Genomic DNA, 15,882 nt, shown 5'->3' with positions numbered 1-15,882 from the left:
CACTGGCCGTCGCCCCTCTGGGCGTGTCACTGAACAACCAGTTCTTTCTGCCGATGACAAACGGGCGGATCGCACGCTCGGCTGCGTTGTTGTCGATCGGTAAGCAGCCATGCTCGATGTAGCGTTCCAACTTGCTCCAGTTGCTGGCCAAGTAGCCGATGGCCTTGCCCAAGGCATTCTGCGTCGTGACCTGAAGTTGCGTTTTCTCTACCCAGCTTTTCAGCTGAGCCAGCAATGGCAGGCTGCGCTCCATGCGGGCAGCCTTACGATCTTCATCGCTGCCGTCCTTAAGGTCGCGCTCGATGCCATACAGCTTGTTGATCAAATTCAGGGCGATGTCTGCGCGCCCGGTTTTACCCTTAGGCTGCACTTTCTGCGCTTCGACGAACTTGCGGCGTGCGTGCGCCCAGCAGCCCAACCGCTCCACGCCGTCCTGTGCAGCCAGCGCGTTGTAACCGGCGTAGTCGTCGGTCATGACATAGCCGCGGTAGCCATCCAGCAGGCGCGTCGGCACCTCCTGCGCTCGGCTGGTGGCGTAGTCGAAAAGGATCACTGGCCGATCAGGTGGGCCGCCGGTTTGTACCCACATCCAGGATTGGCTACTGGGCTCACGGCCAGGCTCCTTCAACACCTGCACACGTGTTTCATCACAGTGGATGATCCGACCGCTCAACAGGCTTTCGCGCATCAGATTCAGCAGCGGTTGGAAGTGCTCGCTGCATTGAATCACCCAGCGTGCCAGGGTTTGGCGCGGGATATCGATACCGTGACGCCCCAACACTTTTTCGAAGCGATGAAGCGGTAGGCCATCTACGTATTTGGTGGTCAGCAGCATGGCCAGCACACTAGGGCTAGCCATACTTTTCTCAATCACTTGGGCAGGCTTGTCCGCCGTTACGGGCGCTGACTCGCAGTCGCGGCAGCCATACACCTTGCGAACATGTTTGATGACGCGAATCTGCATCGGGACGATTTCAAGCTGTTCGCTGACCTTTTCACCAATGGCATGTTTGCGGCAGCCACAAGCGCACGTCAGCTCATGCTCGGGCAGTTCGTGGACAACCTCGATACGCGGCAAATCAGCCGGCAGTGGTTTGCGTTTACCACGGCGCTTGGTCGGTGCAACGACTTCTTCGTCGCCGGCCTCATCCAAGGGTTCTGCCAGGCTTTCCGCTTCGTCGAAGAGCGGCAACTGGGGCGTCGCCGCATCGCCTGTCTGCTCGGTCTTGCGCTCGAACAGGCGCTGGCGCAACAGCGCAACTTCCTCTTCGAGATGAACGATCTTGCCCTTGTCCGATGCGCGCTCGCTGATCATCTGCTCGAGCAATTGCTTGAGCAGAACAGGATCGTCAGGGAGGGCTTCGGGCATGGAAATCATGCCACGGATTATACCGAATCAGGCAACGAAGCGAGGGGGCAAAACCTGATGCGGACGGTTACGCCATAGATCGAAACCGTCGAGTAGCCAGTTCAGTTCCTGGACGGTCAGGACAATGACTTCGTCAGTGACATCGGGCGAGGTTTTGAAACGTTCGGACTCCAAGCGTTTGAGCCAGAGGCAGAAGCCGTTGCGTTCCCAGTACAAGATCTTCACGCGGTTGCGCGGCTTGTTGAGGAAGACGAAAAGCACCGGGTCGAACACCGCCACTTTGATATCGAGCTCGACCAGCGCGGCCAGGCCATCGATGGACTTTCGGAAGTCGACGGGCTTGGGATAGAGGTAAACTTTTTCGACTTTGGCGTCGGGTCGCATCATGGTGAGCGAGCTCCAGAAAGAAATCGGGAGCACAGCATCGGGGATCAGGTAAGCGCTTTGAATGTGGGGTTCATGGAGCGCTTACGTTTGACCTAGCGGCATACAGAATTCAGTTGCGTTCACCTACATCCCAGGGGGTAGGGTCAAGTGGGCAAAGCGGCTCACAAAGGAGGAGCGCTTAATGAATCATGCTCACCGGGCAGCGACGGCTTATGCGGCTTCAACACCGCGCTTAGCTTGAAAAATCCCAGATTACGAGTTGGAGGAGCTGTGGAAAGCAGATGTCAAAACGTTTGTTCCATGTGGAGCGCATCGGGTCTTCAGGGACGTGATGTTCGTGGAGGCACAGGGAGCAGATTTTATCTTTGGAATCGAGAATGAGGATGGTCGACCATGAGGCGTCCGCGCAGAGGCGAGCGTGCTTGTAATCTCATAGCCAAGGCTCAGCCGCCGCAGGTACTCAGCGACCGTCAGGCTCGCCTTGGATGCGTTTTCTTTAATGGTTAGCTCCTCACTCGGTAATACCGGCACACGTAAATGCTTTCCGTGTTTACGTATATCTCTCAGCTTCATTGCGGTTCATGGTCTGACCTCTCTTTGGTGTTCACAGAGTCGCGGCAGCGACTGCCTCGCAGAGCAAGACAGCATTGAGCGCCGAAGGCGCGAATACGCGAGAGTGAAATTAGATAGCCGACTTGTCGGTTAGCTAACTTCACCTGTCTTGCCCTGAATATTCGTATGGCTGGCATGAGTGTCAGCAGCGACCTCGGGTAAACAATAGGGTTGCTACAGCGTTCAGCTATGACGTGATCGCTGAAACAACGGCAGTGATCGAGTATTGAACGCCTGGGCAACGATTGTTCGGCTCAGCAACGGTGTGCAATAGCTATTGAACGCCGCAGTGTACGGGTAGCAATCTCTTGGCGTAGCGACGAAATGCTTGATAGCCAAAGTCGATAGATCCCTCATCATGCAAGGTCGTCCATATTCCTAACAAAGACCAACCACCTGCAATCGCTTGCAAAATATCCTCGCGTAGCAAGATGAACTGGGCCAAGTTGGTAGCAGGGCTTGAGGGCGGATAGGTTGCGGCTACTCGTTCCGCGATCCGTACAGTAAGTGGCTTCATTTCAACCTCCTGGACGACTATGTCTCAGAGCTAGGCTCTGGCCCCTCAACTGTCAAAATCCGAACTGGTGATAAGCCAGAGCTAGACCTATTTATCTTTAACTTCTTTAAATATTCCTTTCCTACGGTAGACCGACCCTCGTTCTTGACAGTTGAGGGGCTTTCTCTCGGAGTTGCTGTCGGGGTCCTTGGGGGCGCGTTATCGGCGCTAGTTGGCTCCCATGCAGAGGATTGATCCTTGAAGTTGTAACTGCCATCTCGATATCGCTTGATCACTCCGTGGAACCACCTTATCGCTGTGGTTTTGATCGATCCTGCTTTGATGGCAGCTGAGAGCTCGTTCAGCATCCGCTGCTGGTCCACGGGTGCAACCAGCTCCAGCGCCTTGAAAATCTGGCTCCTGGTTTCCGCGGAGACCAATGCCGCCAACCGCAGTGGTGGATCCCCGGCCTCTAGGGCTGAGTCGAGTGACGTAGTAGTTTTTTTATTTTTTGGTTTTATTGTTTGTTTAGTATTTATATGTGCTTGTTTCTCCAGATGCGGCTGATCCGTCTTCGGATTATCCATCTTTGGATTTTCGCAATATGGTGCAGAGTCGGTCCTTTCAGATGGTTCGTCAGAGATATGCCACACCGTTTTTGCGAATCGACCTCGGGAGTCATGGGTACGCTCGATGCTCAAATAGCCAGCGGTCTCAAGCTCATGCAGGCCGCTCCTGGTTGCGGCTGCACCAGTGCCATTTTTCTTGGATAGCGATTCCATTGTCAGGTATGAACAGCCTGGGGGTAGGGACAGCAATTTCACCAATAATCCTAACGATTTCCAGCTTAGGTTTTTGTCATTTATTACATCGTTAGGGATAATTGTGAAATGACTGGATACCTTCCTTTTTACAATTAGGGATATAGACATCGTCGTCAGCCCTGCTCGAGAACCTTGGCTACATCTGCGGTTCTAAAGTAAATCCTTCTGCCAATTCTGACCTTGCAAGGAAGAAATTTTCTCGATACCTCATTGTCGCCACTCAGGCTGATTCTCAGGCCGTCCTTGCTTCTATGTAATACCTCTGCAAGCTGCTCAAGGGACAAAAGTGGAGCCCCAGAGAATAAGTCGCGTATGTATTCTTCCGTGGTCATGTTAGGTGTCCTCCGCCTAATTTCGGATATCCTATGACACCTAGCGCGATTTTTAAAAGTATTTTTTCAAACTCCACTTGACGGTGAAAAAGTTTAGCTATAGTGCCTCTTGGTTTTTTAGTTAAACTTTTCCAGAGTTGTGGTTTTTTAGCGGCTAAAATTTATTTTCAGCTTGTGAGTCGCGATAAAAGAGCTAAGGACTTTAGCTAAACCTCCTTTTGGAGTTTAGCTAAACTTTTCTTTCTTTTTGACATGCTATCTAGTCGGGCAACTAGATCCTCGGAGCGTAAGTGCGTATATCTTTTCAACATTTGCATTGATTTGTGGCCGCTGATGCTCGATACCTCCTGGTCGGAGAGACCGCCCTCCACAAGGCGGCTTACCGCCTCATGTCTCAAGTCGTGAAATCTGAAGTCGGATAGCTGTAGTTTCTTGACCAGTAGCCCCCAGATTTTTGTGAACGCATAGGGGCGACGTTTCCCGTCCTTCCCAGGTTCACCAAAAAACACCAGATTGCAATCGCTAGGGCGAGCGGGATTCATCATCGCGGCTTTGAAAAGCGCAGTCGCTCGCTTGCTCAGTGGCACAGTTCGTTAACCATCATTTTTCGTGTCAACGAGTCTTACGATGCGTCGCTCTGTATCCACCTGAGGTCTGCGTAGCGACGCGATTTCACCTGAGCGCATACCAGTTTCCAGAGCGATGCCAACGATCCACCCAAGCATTGGATTGCTATGCCGATTCACCTCTGCGAACAGCCGCCGTTCCTCATCCGGCGAGAGTCTACGATTGCGACCCTCCCCGGGGCTTGGCTTGCGTATATTCAACACGGGGTTAAACGTCAGGCCCAGCCCCCATTCTTGGATCGCGACCGTGAAAACGTGGCTCAGTAGAGCCAGTTCCAGGCGAACGGTGTTGTTGCTGGTCGTGCCTGCGCGGCCTGGCTCGTTAAGGCGCTTGTCGCGATAGTTGGCAATGGTTTCAGCGGAAAGGGCTGCGAGAGAATACTTGCCCAGATGCTCCGTTAGCTTTTTAGCCTTGGAGATCTCACCGCGTTGAGTCGTAGGCTTCTTTGTAGGTGTAATGTCGGTCAGGTAGCGCTTGAGCGCTATTTCAAGCGTCATGCGCTCGGAGCCGCTGCGCTGGATGTACACACCGCGCACTATCTCGTCTTCGGTGCGTCGTGACCAATCCTCGGCGTCGCGTTTGGTGCGGAAGGTTTTGGCATTGGTCGGCCATCCGGTTTTGCGGATGACGGCCTTCCAGCTGCCGGCAGGGGTTTTGACGATTGTAGCCATATGAAGGACTCCAAAGGCGTGCAAGCGAAGCCGCACTGTACCTAATTTGTACCTTTAGACCATAGGACTGTATCTGAGGTGGTTCCGCCAAAAACACGAAAGCCGCGCAGTGCGCGGCTTTGAGTATGGTGGGCCCACACGGACTCGAACCGTGGACCAAAGGATTATGAGTCCTCTGCTCTAACCAACTGAGCTATAGGCCCTCAGTAGGAGGCCGGGATTATAACGAGGGTTGCGCACCAGTGCCATCTGAAAGATCCGATAGTGCTATGCGAAGGAACGTGGCCGCGAACTCGTCAGGCATCAGCGGCAGGCTGACGATGTAGCCCTGGATCTGCTCGCAGCCCTCGGCTGCCAGGAAACGTTGTTGGGCCTGGTTTTCCACGCCTTCGGCGATGATCGTGAGCTGCATGCTGCGGCCCAGGGCGATGATTGCGCGGGCGATGGCGGCGTCGTGGGGATCGTCTGGCAGGCCGCGAATGAACGACTTGTCGATTTTCAGGATGTCCAGCGGCAGGCGCTTGAGGTAGCTGAGCGACGAATAGCCGGTGCCGAAGTCATCGATGGCCAGTTGTACGCCGAGCCTTTTCAACTGGTGCAGCACGGCCAGGGCCTCTTCGGCCTGGCTCATGATGAAGTTCTCGGTGATTTCCAGTTGCAGGTCGCCAGCCTTGAGCTTGTGCTGTTTGAGTAGCGCCTCGATGCGGCGCGCCAGGTGGGGTTGGCGCAGCTGGGCGCCGGCCAGGTTGATGGACAGCGGGCCGAAAGGCTCGTAGCGCTGCTTCCAGGCCTGCATTTGCCGGCAGGCTTGCTCCAGTACCCAATCGCCAATTTGCAGGATGGTGCCGTTTTCTTCTGCCAGGTGAATGAAGTGCTCCGGGGGCACTTCGCCAAAGGTCGGGTGGCTCCAGCGGATCAAGGCTTCTGCGCCGACCAGGGTCTGGGTTTGCAGGCTGAGTTTGGGCTGAAAACACAGGCTCATCTCGTTGCGCTCGATGGCTCGCCGCAACTCGTGCTCCAGGGCGATGCGTTCGCTGGCCTGGGCTGTGAGGTCGCAGGTGTAGGCTTCGACCCGGTTGCGACCTTTGGCCTTGGACCGGTACATGGCGGCGTCGGCGTTGCGGATCAGGGTGGCAACATCAGTGCCGTCCTGTGGATAAAGGCTGATACCGATGCTGGCACTGGTGAAAAACTCGTGCTCGCCAGCCTGGAATGGCGCACTAAAGCAGGCCAGCAGCTTGTTGGCGATGGAGCTGGCGTCGCTGGGCTTGTGCAGGCCGGGCAGCAGGATGATGAACTCGTCGCCACCCAGGCGGGCGACGGTGTCCACGTCACGCACCTGCTCCTTCAGGCGTTGGGCGATACCCTTGAGCAACAGGTCACCCACTGGGTGGCCAAGGCTGTCGTTGATGTGCTTGAAACGGTCGAGGTCGAGGAACAGCACTGCGCCCTGGCGGTTGGACACCTGCGCACAGGTGAGCACGGCTTGCAGGCGGTTCTCGAACAGGGCGCGGTTGGGCAGGCCGGTTAGCGGGTCGTGGTGCGCTTGATAGTCCAGCTTGGCCTGGGCGTGCTTGATACTGGAAATGTCGGCGAATACCGCAACGAAGTGGGTGATGTCCCGGTCTGTATTGCGCACGGCGCTGATGGTGAGCCAGCTGGGGTAAAACTCACCGTTCTTGCGCTTGTTGTAGATCTCGCCTTGCCAGTGGCCCTCGGCGGTCAGCTGATGCCACAAGGCCGCGTAGAACGCACTGTCATGCTGACCGGACGCGAGCAGGCGAGGGGTTTGGCCCAGGGCCTCGATTTCACTGTAGCCAGTGATTTCACTGAAGGCGCGGTTGACCGCACTGATGCGCTGGTCAATGTCGGTGATCAGCACGCCCTCGGCGGTGTTCTCGAACACCGTGGCCGCCAGTTGCAGTTTTTCCTGCATCAGGTGGCGTTCGGTGATGTCGCGGGCGATGGTCAACATGCAGTCGGTGCCGGCAATCGGCAGCGGGCGTGCAGACAGCTCACACAGCCGGATCTGCCCGTCGCTGCGGCGTATGTGGCAGGTGAAGTCGCGCACGAACCCGTCCTGGTTTAGCCGGGCAAGCAGGCGTTTACGCTCGTTCAGGTCTACCCAGATGCCCAGGTCGAGCGAAGTCTGGTCAATGGTCGGGTTGAGTGCGTAACCGGTAAGCCGGCAGAAACCTTCGTTCACTTCCAGCAGCAGGCCATCGCTTTGGCGCGACAACAGCAGGCCGTCTGGGGAGGCGTGGAAGGCTTTGGCGAACTTCTCTTCAGAGGTTTGCAGCTGTTCCTGGGTTTCCTTTAGCTGGCTGATGTCTCGCACGGCCACCACCAGCGCGGGCGTACCGTCCAGCTCGAAGGTTTCAGCGGAGGTAAGGCCTGTGAACAAGTGGCCATTGCTGCGGCGGAAGCTCATCTCCAGGTTGCGGATACCGCCCTGGTGCAGGCGGTCGAGCAGCAGTGGCCCTGTGCCTGCCACGGCCCAGAGGTTGAGTTCGGTCGCCGTACGGCCTATCACTTCGCCTGGCGTAAGGCCAATCTGCTCTTCGAACGCTTCGTTCACTTCCAGCAGGCAGCCATCGCTGTGGCGTGCGATCAGCAGGATGTCCGGGCATTGTTGAAACACCGAGGCAAACTTCTGCTCGGACAAGCGCAGGGCATCTTCGGTGCGCTTGGTTTCGCTGATGTCGATCATCAGGCCGCGTATGACGGGCTGGTGACCGTGTTTGATCATGCTGACGATATTGCGCACCCACAGCGGCTGGCCGTCGGCGCGTATAACCCGGTAGTCCAGGCTGTGGTCTCGCCCTGCCGCAGTCTCGCTGTCGCAATAGGCCTGAGCCCAGAGAGCGTCGTCGGCGTGCAGAATGCTGCGCCAGAAACCGGGCTTGAGCCAGTCGCTCAGCGGGTAGCCGAGCAGGTTTTCGGCGTGGGGGGACACATAACTGAAGGTGAAGTCGTTGGCGTCCGCCTCCCAGGCAATAGCCGACAGGCTTTCGACCAGGCCGCGGTAGTGGTACTCGCTGCTGCGCAGCTCCTGTTCCAGGGCAATACGGCGGGAAATTTCCGAGCTGAGGCGCCGATTGATACGCATGACAACGGCCAGCACCATCATCAGCAACAGTACCGTGGGTAAGCCGTACAGCACCAGGTTGGCCGGCATCAGGGGCATAGCGGCCTCGCGTTCAGAAGTTCTGAAACGAGTGTAGACGGCCAATGCCGCAAGCGTAGGCTTGAGAAGGGGAGTTTTTTTAAGGGTTACAGGGCCTTGCGCGCGCCGATGCGCTGGTGGCCTTTTGCTTTGCAGCAGACGCAATTGGGGCCGCAAAAGCGGCCCCAATACGTTAACGCTACGCCGTCACTCGTCGAGGAAGGAGCGCAGGTGCTCGCTGCGGGTGGGGTGGCGAAGCTTGCGCAGCGCCTTCGCTTCGATCTGACGGATCCGCTCACGGGTCACGTCAAACTGCTTGCCCACCTCTTCGAGGGTGTGGTCGGTGTTCATGTCGATACCGAAGCGCATGCGCAGCACCTTGGCTTCGCGTGCGGTCAGGCCCGAGAGCACGTCACGGGTGGCTTCCTTGAGGCTTTCGACCGTGGCAACGTCGATCGGGGACTGCATGGTCGAGTCCTCGATGAAGTCACCCAGGTGCGAATCTTCATCGTCACCGATCGGGGTTTCCATGGAGATCGGCTCTTTGGCGATCTTCAATACCTTGCGGATCTTGTCCTCAGGCATTTCCATGCGCTCGCCCAGCTCTTCCGGGGTCGGCTCGCGACCCATTTCCTGCAGCATCTGCCGGGAAATACGGTTGAGCTTGTTGATCGTCTCGATCATGTGCACCGGAATACGGATGGTGCGCGCCTGGTCGGCGATGGAGCGGGTAATCGCCTGACGAATCCACCAGGTGGCGTAGGTGGAGAACTTGTAGCCACGGCGGTATTCGAACTTGTCCACCGCTTTCATCAAGCCGATGTTGCCCTCCTGGATCAGGTCCAGGAACTGCAGGCCACGGTTGGTGTACTTCTTGGCGATGGAGATCACCAGACGCAGGTTCGCCTCGACCATTTCTTTCTTGGCGCGGCGGGCCTTGGCTTCGCCGATGGACATGCGACGGTTGATTTCCTTGATCTCGGCAACGGTCAGGCCGCTTTCGTTTTCAAGGTCGATCAGCTTCTGCTGGCAGGCGACGATGGCCGCGTCCTTTTCACCCAGGGCGGCAGCCCATTTGGTGTTGCGCTTGGCAAGGTCACCGCTCCAGGTCTGGTCGGTTTCGTTGCTTGGGAACATGCGCAGGAAGTCGGCGCGAGGCATGCGGGCATCACGCACGCACAGTTGCATGATGGCGCGTTCCTGCTGACGCAGGCGGCTCAGGGCATCGCGAACACGCTCGACCAGCACTTCGAACTGCTTGGGGACCAGCTTGATCGGCATGAACAGATCGGCCAGTGCCTGCAGGGCGGCGACGCTTTCCTTGTGGCCACGACCATGCTTCTTGACCACTTTGTTGGTGGCCTGGAGCTGGTCGGAGACGGCCCCGAAGCGTTGACGCGCGACTTCCGGGTCTGGACCGCTCTCAGTCTCTTCCTCGTCGTCGCTGTCGGACTCTTCTTCTTCGTCTTCCGATTCTTCCTTGGTCGCGGCAGCCTTGGCGCCTGGAACAGGGACTTCTTCGGTAGGCGCGGCGATATTGTCGTCAGGGTCGATGTAACCACTGAGAACGTCCGACAGGCGGCCACCTTCGGTGGTGACGCGGTCGTATTCGCCGAGGATGTAGTCGACAGTGCCCGGGAAGTGAGCGATGGCGCCCATGACTTCACGGATGCCTTCCTCGATACGCTTGGCGATTTCGATTTCGCCTTCACGGGTCAGCAGCTCGACGGTGCCCATTTCACGCATGTACATGCGCACCGGGTCGGTCGTGCGGCCAATATCGGTCTCAACTGCCGCCAACGCAGCAGCGGCTTCTTCGGCCGCGGCTTCGTCGGTGTCGGCTTCCGCCAACAGAAGGGCATCCGCATCCGGAGCACTCTCGAATACGTTGATCCCCATGTCGTTGATCATGCGGATGATGTCTTCCACCTGCTCCGGATCTGAAATATCCTCGGGCAGGTGGTCGTTGACCTCCGCGTAAGTCAGGTAGCCCTGCTCACGACCGCGGGTGATCAACTCTTTGATACGAGACTGCTGTTGCGCTTTTCCGGACATAACACCCTATCCACTGAAGGTCTTGGCGGGCAAAAAACAAGCCGAGGATTATACCCGAGCATGGGCCTCACGCGCCAGATGAGGTCGGCGTTTGTGCGGGAACATTACGGCTCAGCAGGGCGAGAAGCTGGGTTTTTTCCTCGCTGGTCAATTCGCTTTGACGTGATTTCCTGAGCAGTTGTTCCAGGCTGCGCTCGCGTTGGCGGGCGGACAAGCTAGTAATGGTGTCGAAAAACTGTTGTTCAAGGCTGTCGGCCACGATCAGCCATTCCTTTTCTGCCAGCGCCCGTAGCAGGCGGCCTTGTTCGGTGCCGTGCCAGCGTGCGATCAACTGCATTGAGCTTAGCCCAGGATTTTTCTGTGCGGCTTCGATCAATGCCACCAGCAGCTGGCTGTACAGGTGTTCTTCATCGGCAAAATGGCTGGCGTCTTCAACTTTGCCTGCCAGCAGCGGGTGGTGCAGCAGTGTGCGCAGGGCGGCCAGTGTGGGCGGCTCTACCGGCGCCGGTACGCGCGGCGGCGCCTCGTCGCGTTGCCAAGGCTTGCCACCTTTGCGGTTCTTGTCCCAGGGCTTGTCGCTCCAGGGTTTCTTGCCACCGCCTTTTTTCGGCGTCCACGCCTGCTCCTGGTGGGCTGCAGTATATTCCGGTTGCGGCATGTCACCGTAATCGGGGGTGTAGCTGACCATGGCATCGTAATCGTAGCCGGGGTCGTAGTCCGGTGCGCTGCTGGGGGGCGGTGCCTGCTGGGCCAGTTGCTCGACCTGCTGCAGGTCCAGCCCGGTGATCTCCCTGAGGCGGTTGCGCATCAGTTGGCGCAGGTTGGCACCCGGTATTTTTTCGATCAACGGTGCAGCCAGCGTCGCCATGTGCGCCTTGCCCTCGAGCGAGCGCGGGTCTGCTTCCAGGCTCAACTGCTCGAAGAAATAGTCGGCCAAAGGCTGGGCGTGCTGGTTGATACGCGCCTTGAACGCATCTGTGCCTTCTGCCCGCACCAGGCTGTCTGGGTCTTCGCCCTCGGGCAGAAACAGGAAGCGCGCACGGCGCCCATCCTGCAGGTTCGACAAGGTCGATTCGAGGGCGCGCCAGGCCGCTTTACGCCCGGCCTGGTCGCCGTCGAAACAGAACAGTACGCTGGGTACCACCCTGAACAGGCGCTTGAGGTGTTCTTCGCTGGTGGCGGTGCCAAGCGTGGCCACGGCATTGCGCAGGCCTTGCTGGGCCAGGGCGATGACGTCCATGTAGCCCTCCACCACGATGATCTCGTCGAGGTTGCGGTTATGCTTGCGTGCTTCATACAGCCCGTACAGCTCCTGGCCCTTGTGGAACACAGGCGTTTCCGGGGAGTTCAGGTATTTGGGCTTGTCGTCGCCCAGCACCCGGCCACCGAAGGCGATGATACGGCCGCGGCTGTCGCGAATGGGGAACATCACCCGGTCGCGGAAACGGTCGTAACGCTTGCCGCTTTCAGCGTTCTCGATCAGCAGCCCGGCATCGATCATGACCTTTTGCTGCAGGGTGTCGGCGCCCAGGTGCTTGAGCAGGTTGTCCCAGCCCGGTGGCGCGAAGCCCAGGCCAAAGTCGCGGGCCACTTCGCCGGACAGGCCGCGGCCCTTGAGGTAGTCCACAGCAGCCTTGCGGGTTGGGTGACTGCGCAGCGCCTGGCGGTAGAACTCCGAGGCGGCGTCCAGCAGCGGGTACAACGGCGAATCGGTTGGCTGGCGTGGTTTGTGGTCACGCCGGCCTTGCTCGCGGGGTACTTCCATGCCGGCGGCGCGGGCGAGCTCTTCCACGGCCTGGGGGAAATCCAGGTTGTCGTGGTCCATGACGAAGCCAAGGGCGTTGCCACCGGCACCACAGCCGAAGCAGTAGTAGAACTGCTTGTCGGGGCTGACCGTGAAGGACGGGGTTTTTTCCTTGTGGAACGGGCAGCAGGCCGAGTAGTTCTTGCCGGCCTTTTTCAGTTGCACGCGTGAGCTCACCACATCGACGATGTCGAGGCGGTTGATCAGGTCGTCAATGAAGCTTTGGGGAATCAGCCCGGCCATGGCAGTCTCGTCAATCTGGCAACTGGCAAGTCTAATCGCTCACACGCCGAATGTGGCGAGTGCGGCTTGGAGTAATGCGAGGGAAGGTGTGCTCGTCGCCGGCCCAAAGGACCCGTCAGTCGGACGTGCACGTCTGGTCTACAACAAAGATGACCAGCTCTGACGTTAAAGGCAGGTTGCCCGCAGCACGGTGAGTGAAGCGTGTGCAGGGGCCTTGAGCGAGTTGCTCAAGTGTAAAACGACCACTGCCATCGCCCGGCGGTTAGCCGGGCAGGGCAGAAGCTTTGCGTTGAACGCCTGTATTAGTACAGACGAACGGCGCGGCGCTGTTCGCGCTGAACTTTCTTGGCGTGACGCTTGACAGCAGCAGCTGCCTTGCGCTTGCGTTCTGCAGTCGGCTTTTCGTAAAACTCGCGGCTACGAACTTCAGCCAGTACACCGGCTTTTTCGCAGGAGCGCTTGAAACGACGCAGAGCTACGTCGAAGGGTTCGTTCTCTTTAACTTTGACGGCTGGCATCCAGGGCTACCTTAATTCATTACCGGGGTAGACGCGCTCCTGGCAAAACAAAGGTGTGCTGGAGAACGTCGGTTTTCAAGGGTTGCGGATGTTAACCCTTAGCACGCCGGAATGCAAAGCCTCTGATCGAAAACCGCTGGTCGGCATCCAACACGGGGACTATCATGCGCGGCTTCGAATTCAGCCCCCACAAGGGACGAGCCCATGCTAGTACTGGGATTGGAAACATCCTGCGACGAGACTGGCGTCGCATTATACGACAGCGAACGCGGCCTGCTGGCCGATGCGCTGTTCAGCCAGATCGACCTGCACCGTGTGTTTGGCGGCGTTGTACCGGAGCTCGCTTCGCGCGACCACGTCAAGCGCATGCTGCCGCTGATCCGCCAGGTACTGGGCGATGCAGGCTGCGCGGCCACCGATATCGACGCCATCGCCTACACCGCTGGCCCTGGCCTGGTGGGTGCGCTGCTGGTCGGTGCGTCGTGTGCTCAGGCGCTGGCATTTGCCTGGGGTGTGCCGGCCATTGGCGTGCACCACATGGAAGGCCACCTGCTGGCACCCATGCTGGAGGCGAGCCCGCCGGAGTTTCCGTTCGTCGCCTTGCTGGTGTCCGGCGGCCACACCCAGTTGGTGCGTGTCGATGGCATCGGCCAGTATCAGTTGCTGGGCGAGAGCCTTGACGATGCGGCGGGCGAGGCGTTCGACAAGACGGCCAAGCTGATTGGCCTCAACTACCCCGGCGGCCCGGAAATCGCTCGCCTTGCCGAGCGCGGCACGCCTGGGCGCTTTGTATTCCCGCGGCCGATGACGGACCGCCCAGGCCTGGAGTTCAGCTTCAGCGGCTTGAAGACCTTCGCCCTGAACACCTGGCAGCAGTGCCGCAATGCGGGGGACGACAACGAGCAAACCCGTTGCGACGTGTCCCTGGCGTTCCAGCAGGCGGTGGTGGAGACGCTGACCATCAAGTGCAAGCGGGCACTCAAGCAAACCGGCCTCAAGCGCCTGGTCATTGCCGGTGGTGTGAGCGCCAACAAGGCCCTGCGTGCCTCGCTCGAGGACATGCTCGCCAGCATCAAAGGCAACGTCTATTACGCGCGTCCGCAATTTTGTACCGACAATGGCGCGATGATCGCGTATGCGGGTTGCCAGCGGCTTCTAGCCGGTCAACAGCAGGACCTGGCAATCAGCGTGCAGGCCCGCTGGCCCATGGAGCAGTTGCCCCCGCTGTAAGGTTTGGCCGCAGTGAGTGTTAAAAATGCCGCTCGCGGCCGGCAAACAGGTCGCGCAGGTTACTGCGGTGCCGCCACACGATCAGTATTGTCAGTACGGTCATGGGCAGCAGCGCCTCGGGCTGGCGCCAGGCCAGCAATGGCAGGGTCAGCGGGGTTGCAATCAGTGCCGCAAGCGAGCTGGTACGGGTAAGGTAGAGGGTGAGCAGCCAGGTACAGATGGCCAGCAGCGCCGCCGGGAAGTACAGGCCCATGAGCATGCCGGCAGCTGTTGCAACGCCCTTGCCGCCGTGGAAGCGGAAGTACAGCGGATACAGGTGGCCCAGCACTGCACAAATGCCTATCCAGGCCTGCGCCTGCAGGTCGAGGCCGGCAGCGCGGGCGACAAGTACTGGCAGCAGGCCCTTGCACAGGTCGCCGAGCAGGGTCAGGATCGCCATCTTGCGCCCTGCAAGGCGTAGCATGTTGGTGGCGCCGGCATTGCCCGAGCCACTGGAACGAGGGTCCGGGCTGCCCGCAAGGCGGCTGAGAACAATGGCAAAGGACAGCGAGCCAAGCAGGTAGGCGAGTAACGCCAGTAACCAAAACATGCTAACTATTCCGGGCGAGGACGCCCTGATTCTAACGGCGCCCGTCGCCCTTGTCGTGCTGTGGAGAGAAGTGCTTGGACAGAGTGTTCATCGAAGGCCTGGAAGTCGATACCGTTATTGGTGCCTATGACTGGGAGCGGGATATTCGCCAGTGCTTGCGCCTGGACCTCAGCTTCGGCTGGGACAACCGCCCGGCGGCTGCCGGCGACGACCTGAGCCTGGCACTGGACTACGCCAGCGTCTCGGCGCGGATCCAGGCCTTTGCCGAGCAGGCGCGCTTCGAGTTGGTGGAAACCTTCGCCGAGCGCCTGGTAGCGGTGCTGATGCAAGAGTTCAACATCCCTTGGGTGCGGCTGAAGCTGACCAAGCCAGGCGCCGTTCCGGCAGCCCGTGGCGGTGTTGGCGTGGAGATCGAGCGCGGATGTCTGTAAGCACGGTTTACCTGGGCCTGGGCAGTAATATCGACCGCCATGCGCACCTGTGTGCCGGGCTCGATGCGCTGGCCGCCATTCTCACCGGCATGCGGTGCTCGCCTGTGTTCGAGAGCCAGCCGGTGGGTATCAAGAGCGGGCCGTTCATCAATTTCGTGGTGACCGGGCAGACCACATTGCCGCTGATCGAACTGGACCGCCGTCTCAAGTTCATCGAAGCCGACAATGGCCGCTACGCCCCGGATCGCAAGGGCTTGCCGCTGGATATCGATGTGTTGATGTATGACGATCTGCACGGCAATTTCGATGGGCTGGTGCTACCGCGTGCTGAAATCCTGAAAAACGCCTTTGTGTTGTGGCCCCTTGCGCTGCTGGCCCCGGAGCTGGTGCACCCGGGGGTGGGCAAGCCCATGGGGCAGCTCTGGCAAGAAGCGCAGATCGATCAGGTGCTGGCGCCTGTTGCATTCGAGTGGCGTGGGGTGCAGTTGACGCCAGCTTGATCGGCAGGCACGCGATGGCGGCGCCTGG

General features: G+C 58.9%; 13 protein-coding genes, 1 tRNA gene and 2 pseudogenes. 3 read left to right on the top strand and 13 right to left on the bottom strand.

The window, feature by feature from the left end:
- The 12 genes and pseudogenes from tnpC to rpsU all read right to left on the bottom strand — a co-directional run.
- A partial coding sequence (tnpC, locus tag PPA02S_RS21410) for an IS66 family transposase (protein WP_042141862.1) occupies positions 1 to 1,378 on the bottom strand: 1,378 nt, incomplete at its 3' end.
- An 18-nt stretch (positions 1,379 to 1,396) separates the two neighbouring features.
- The gene (gene tnpB, locus PPA02S_RS21405) at positions 1,397 to 1,756 is read right to left on the bottom strand and encodes an IS66 family insertion sequence element accessory protein TnpB (protein WP_042141861.1); all 360 of its coding nucleotides are present in this window, start codon (positions 1,754 to 1,756) and stop codon (positions 1,397 to 1,399) included.
- A gap of 252 nt (positions 1,757 to 2,008) precedes the next feature.
- A complete protein-coding gene (locus PPA02S_RS23725) occupies positions 2,009 to 2,329 on the bottom strand; it encodes a plasmid mobilization protein (protein WP_080667844.1) in 321 nt (106 codons plus the stop codon).
- A 313-nt stretch (positions 2,330 to 2,642) separates the two neighbouring features.
- Complete coding sequence (locus PPA02S_RS23510; protein ID WP_161629586.1) at positions 2,643 to 2,885, bottom strand: TraK family protein; 243 nt, start codon at positions 2,883 to 2,885, stop codon at positions 2,643 to 2,645.
- Positions 2,886 to 2,902: 17 nt separating this feature from the next.
- Positions 2,903 to 3,796 carry a helix-turn-helix domain-containing protein gene (locus tag PPA02S_RS22890; RefSeq protein WP_174435896.1) on the bottom strand — a complete coding sequence of 298 codons (894 nt, stop codon included), beginning with the start codon at positions 3,794 to 3,796 and terminating at the stop codon, positions 2,903 to 2,905.
- A gap of 5 nt (positions 3,797 to 3,801) precedes the next feature.
- Entirely contained in the window at positions 3,802 to 4,020 is a 219-nt protein-coding gene (locus PPA02S_RS21400; RefSeq protein ID WP_028633554.1) for a helix-turn-helix domain-containing protein, read from the bottom strand.
- A 206-nt stretch (positions 4,021 to 4,226) separates the two neighbouring features.
- A pseudogene (locus tag PPA02S_RS21395) lies at positions 4,227 to 5,318 on the bottom strand (site-specific integrase).
- A 126-nt stretch (positions 5,319 to 5,444) separates the two neighbouring features.
- Positions 5,445 to 5,521, bottom strand: a tRNA-Ile gene (locus tag PPA02S_RS21390).
- A gap of 17 nt (positions 5,522 to 5,538) precedes the next feature.
- A pseudogene (locus PPA02S_RS21385) lies at positions 5,539 to 8,490 on the bottom strand (EAL domain-containing protein); the annotation flags it as partial.
- 201 nt (positions 8,491 to 8,691) lie between these two features.
- Positions 8,692 to 10,539, bottom strand: a complete 1,848-nt coding sequence (gene rpoD / locus PPA02S_RS21380) for an RNA polymerase sigma factor RpoD (RefSeq protein ID WP_028633553.1) — start codon at positions 10,537 to 10,539, stop codon at positions 8,692 to 8,694.
- A 67-nt stretch (positions 10,540 to 10,606) separates the two neighbouring features.
- On the bottom strand, positions 10,607 to 12,586 hold the full coding sequence (dnaG, locus tag PPA02S_RS21375) for a DNA primase (protein ID WP_028633552.1): 1,980 nt from the start codon (positions 12,584 to 12,586) through the stop codon (positions 10,607 to 10,609).
- A gap of 302 nt (positions 12,587 to 12,888) precedes the next feature.
- Positions 12,889 to 13,104 (bottom strand): 30S ribosomal protein S21, encoded by a 216-nt coding sequence (rpsU, locus tag PPA02S_RS21370; RefSeq protein ID WP_003255575.1) that lies wholly within the window; start codon positions 13,102 to 13,104, stop codon positions 12,889 to 12,891.
- A 204-nt stretch (positions 13,105 to 13,308) separates the two neighbouring features.
- On the opposite strand from rpsU, the gene tsaD reads away from it, so the two are divergent.
- Entirely contained in the window at positions 13,309 to 14,334 is a 1,026-nt protein-coding gene (tsaD, locus tag PPA02S_RS21365) for a tRNA (adenosine(37)-N6)-threonylcarbamoyltransferase complex transferase subunit TsaD (protein WP_028633551.1), read from the top strand.
- Between the two features lie 19 nt (positions 14,335 to 14,353).
- Here the strand turns inward: tsaD and plsY are convergent, their stop codons facing one another.
- Positions 14,354 to 14,923 carry a glycerol-3-phosphate 1-O-acyltransferase PlsY gene (gene plsY, locus PPA02S_RS21360; protein ID WP_028633550.1) on the bottom strand — a complete coding sequence of 190 codons (570 nt, stop codon included), beginning with the start codon at positions 14,921 to 14,923 and terminating at the stop codon, positions 14,354 to 14,356.
- A gap of 74 nt (positions 14,924 to 14,997) precedes the next feature.
- On the opposite strand from plsY, the gene folB reads away from it, so the two are divergent.
- Both folB and folK read left to right on the top strand, forming a co-directional pair.
- Complete coding sequence (gene folB, locus PPA02S_RS21355; protein WP_028633549.1) at positions 14,998 to 15,354, top strand: dihydroneopterin aldolase; 357 nt, start codon at positions 14,998 to 15,000, stop codon at positions 15,352 to 15,354.
- The gene (folK, locus tag PPA02S_RS21350; protein ID WP_028633548.1) at positions 15,345 to 15,854 is read left to right on the top strand and encodes a 2-amino-4-hydroxy-6-hydroxymethyldihydropteridine diphosphokinase; all 510 of its coding nucleotides are present in this window, start codon (positions 15,345 to 15,347) and stop codon (positions 15,852 to 15,854) included. The genes folB and folK overlap by 10 nt, the downstream gene beginning before the upstream one ends.
- Positions 15,855 to 15,882: the final 28 nt, after the last annotated feature.

The organism is Pseudomonas parafulva NBRC 16636 = DSM 17004, from assembly GCF_000730645.1.
GTDB lineage: Bacteria > Pseudomonadota > Gammaproteobacteria > Pseudomonadales > Pseudomonadaceae > Aquipseudomonas > Aquipseudomonas parafulva.
This window is presented reverse-complemented; position numbering and strand designations above follow the sequence as displayed.

What these genes read in the sequence shown, in the direction of transcription:
- tnpB (WP_042141861.1), bottom strand. Translation starts at nt 1,756, where the DNA reads ATGATGCGACCCGACGCCAAAGTCGAAAAAGTTTACCTCTATCCCAAG.
- PPA02S_RS23725 (WP_080667844.1), bottom strand. Translation starts at nt 2,329, where the DNA reads ATGAAGCTGAGAGATATACGTAAACACGGAAAGCATTTACGTGTGCCG.
- PPA02S_RS23510 (WP_161629586.1), bottom strand. Translation starts at nt 2,885, where the DNA reads ATGAAGCCACTTACTGTACGGATCGCGGAACGAGTAGCCGCAACCTAT.
- PPA02S_RS22890 (WP_174435896.1), bottom strand. Translation starts at nt 3,796, where the DNA reads ATGTCTATATCCCTAATTGTAAAAAGGAAGGTATCCAGTCATTTCACA.
- PPA02S_RS21400 (WP_028633554.1), bottom strand. Translation starts at nt 4,020, where the DNA reads ATGACCACGGAAGAATACATACGCGACTTATTCTCTGGGGCTCCACTT.
- rpoD (WP_028633553.1), bottom strand. Translation starts at nt 10,539, where the DNA reads ATGTCCGGAAAAGCGCAACAGCAGTCTCGTATCAAAGAGTTGATCACC.
- dnaG (WP_028633552.1), bottom strand. Translation starts at nt 12,586, where the DNA reads ATGGCCGGGCTGATTCCCCAAAGCTTCATTGACGACCTGATCAACCGC.
- rpsU (WP_003255575.1), bottom strand. Translation starts at nt 13,104, where the DNA reads ATGCCAGCCGTCAAAGTTAAAGAGAACGAACCCTTCGACGTAGCTCTG.
- tsaD (WP_028633551.1), top strand. Translation starts at nt 13,309, where the DNA reads ATGCTAGTACTGGGATTGGAAACATCCTGCGACGAGACTGGCGTCGCA.
- plsY (WP_028633550.1), bottom strand. Translation starts at nt 14,923, where the DNA reads ATGTTTTGGTTACTGGCGTTACTCGCCTACCTGCTTGGCTCGCTGTCC.
- folK (WP_028633548.1), top strand. Translation starts at nt 15,345, where the DNA reads ATGTCTGTAAGCACGGTTTACCTGGGCCTGGGCAGTAATATCGACCGC.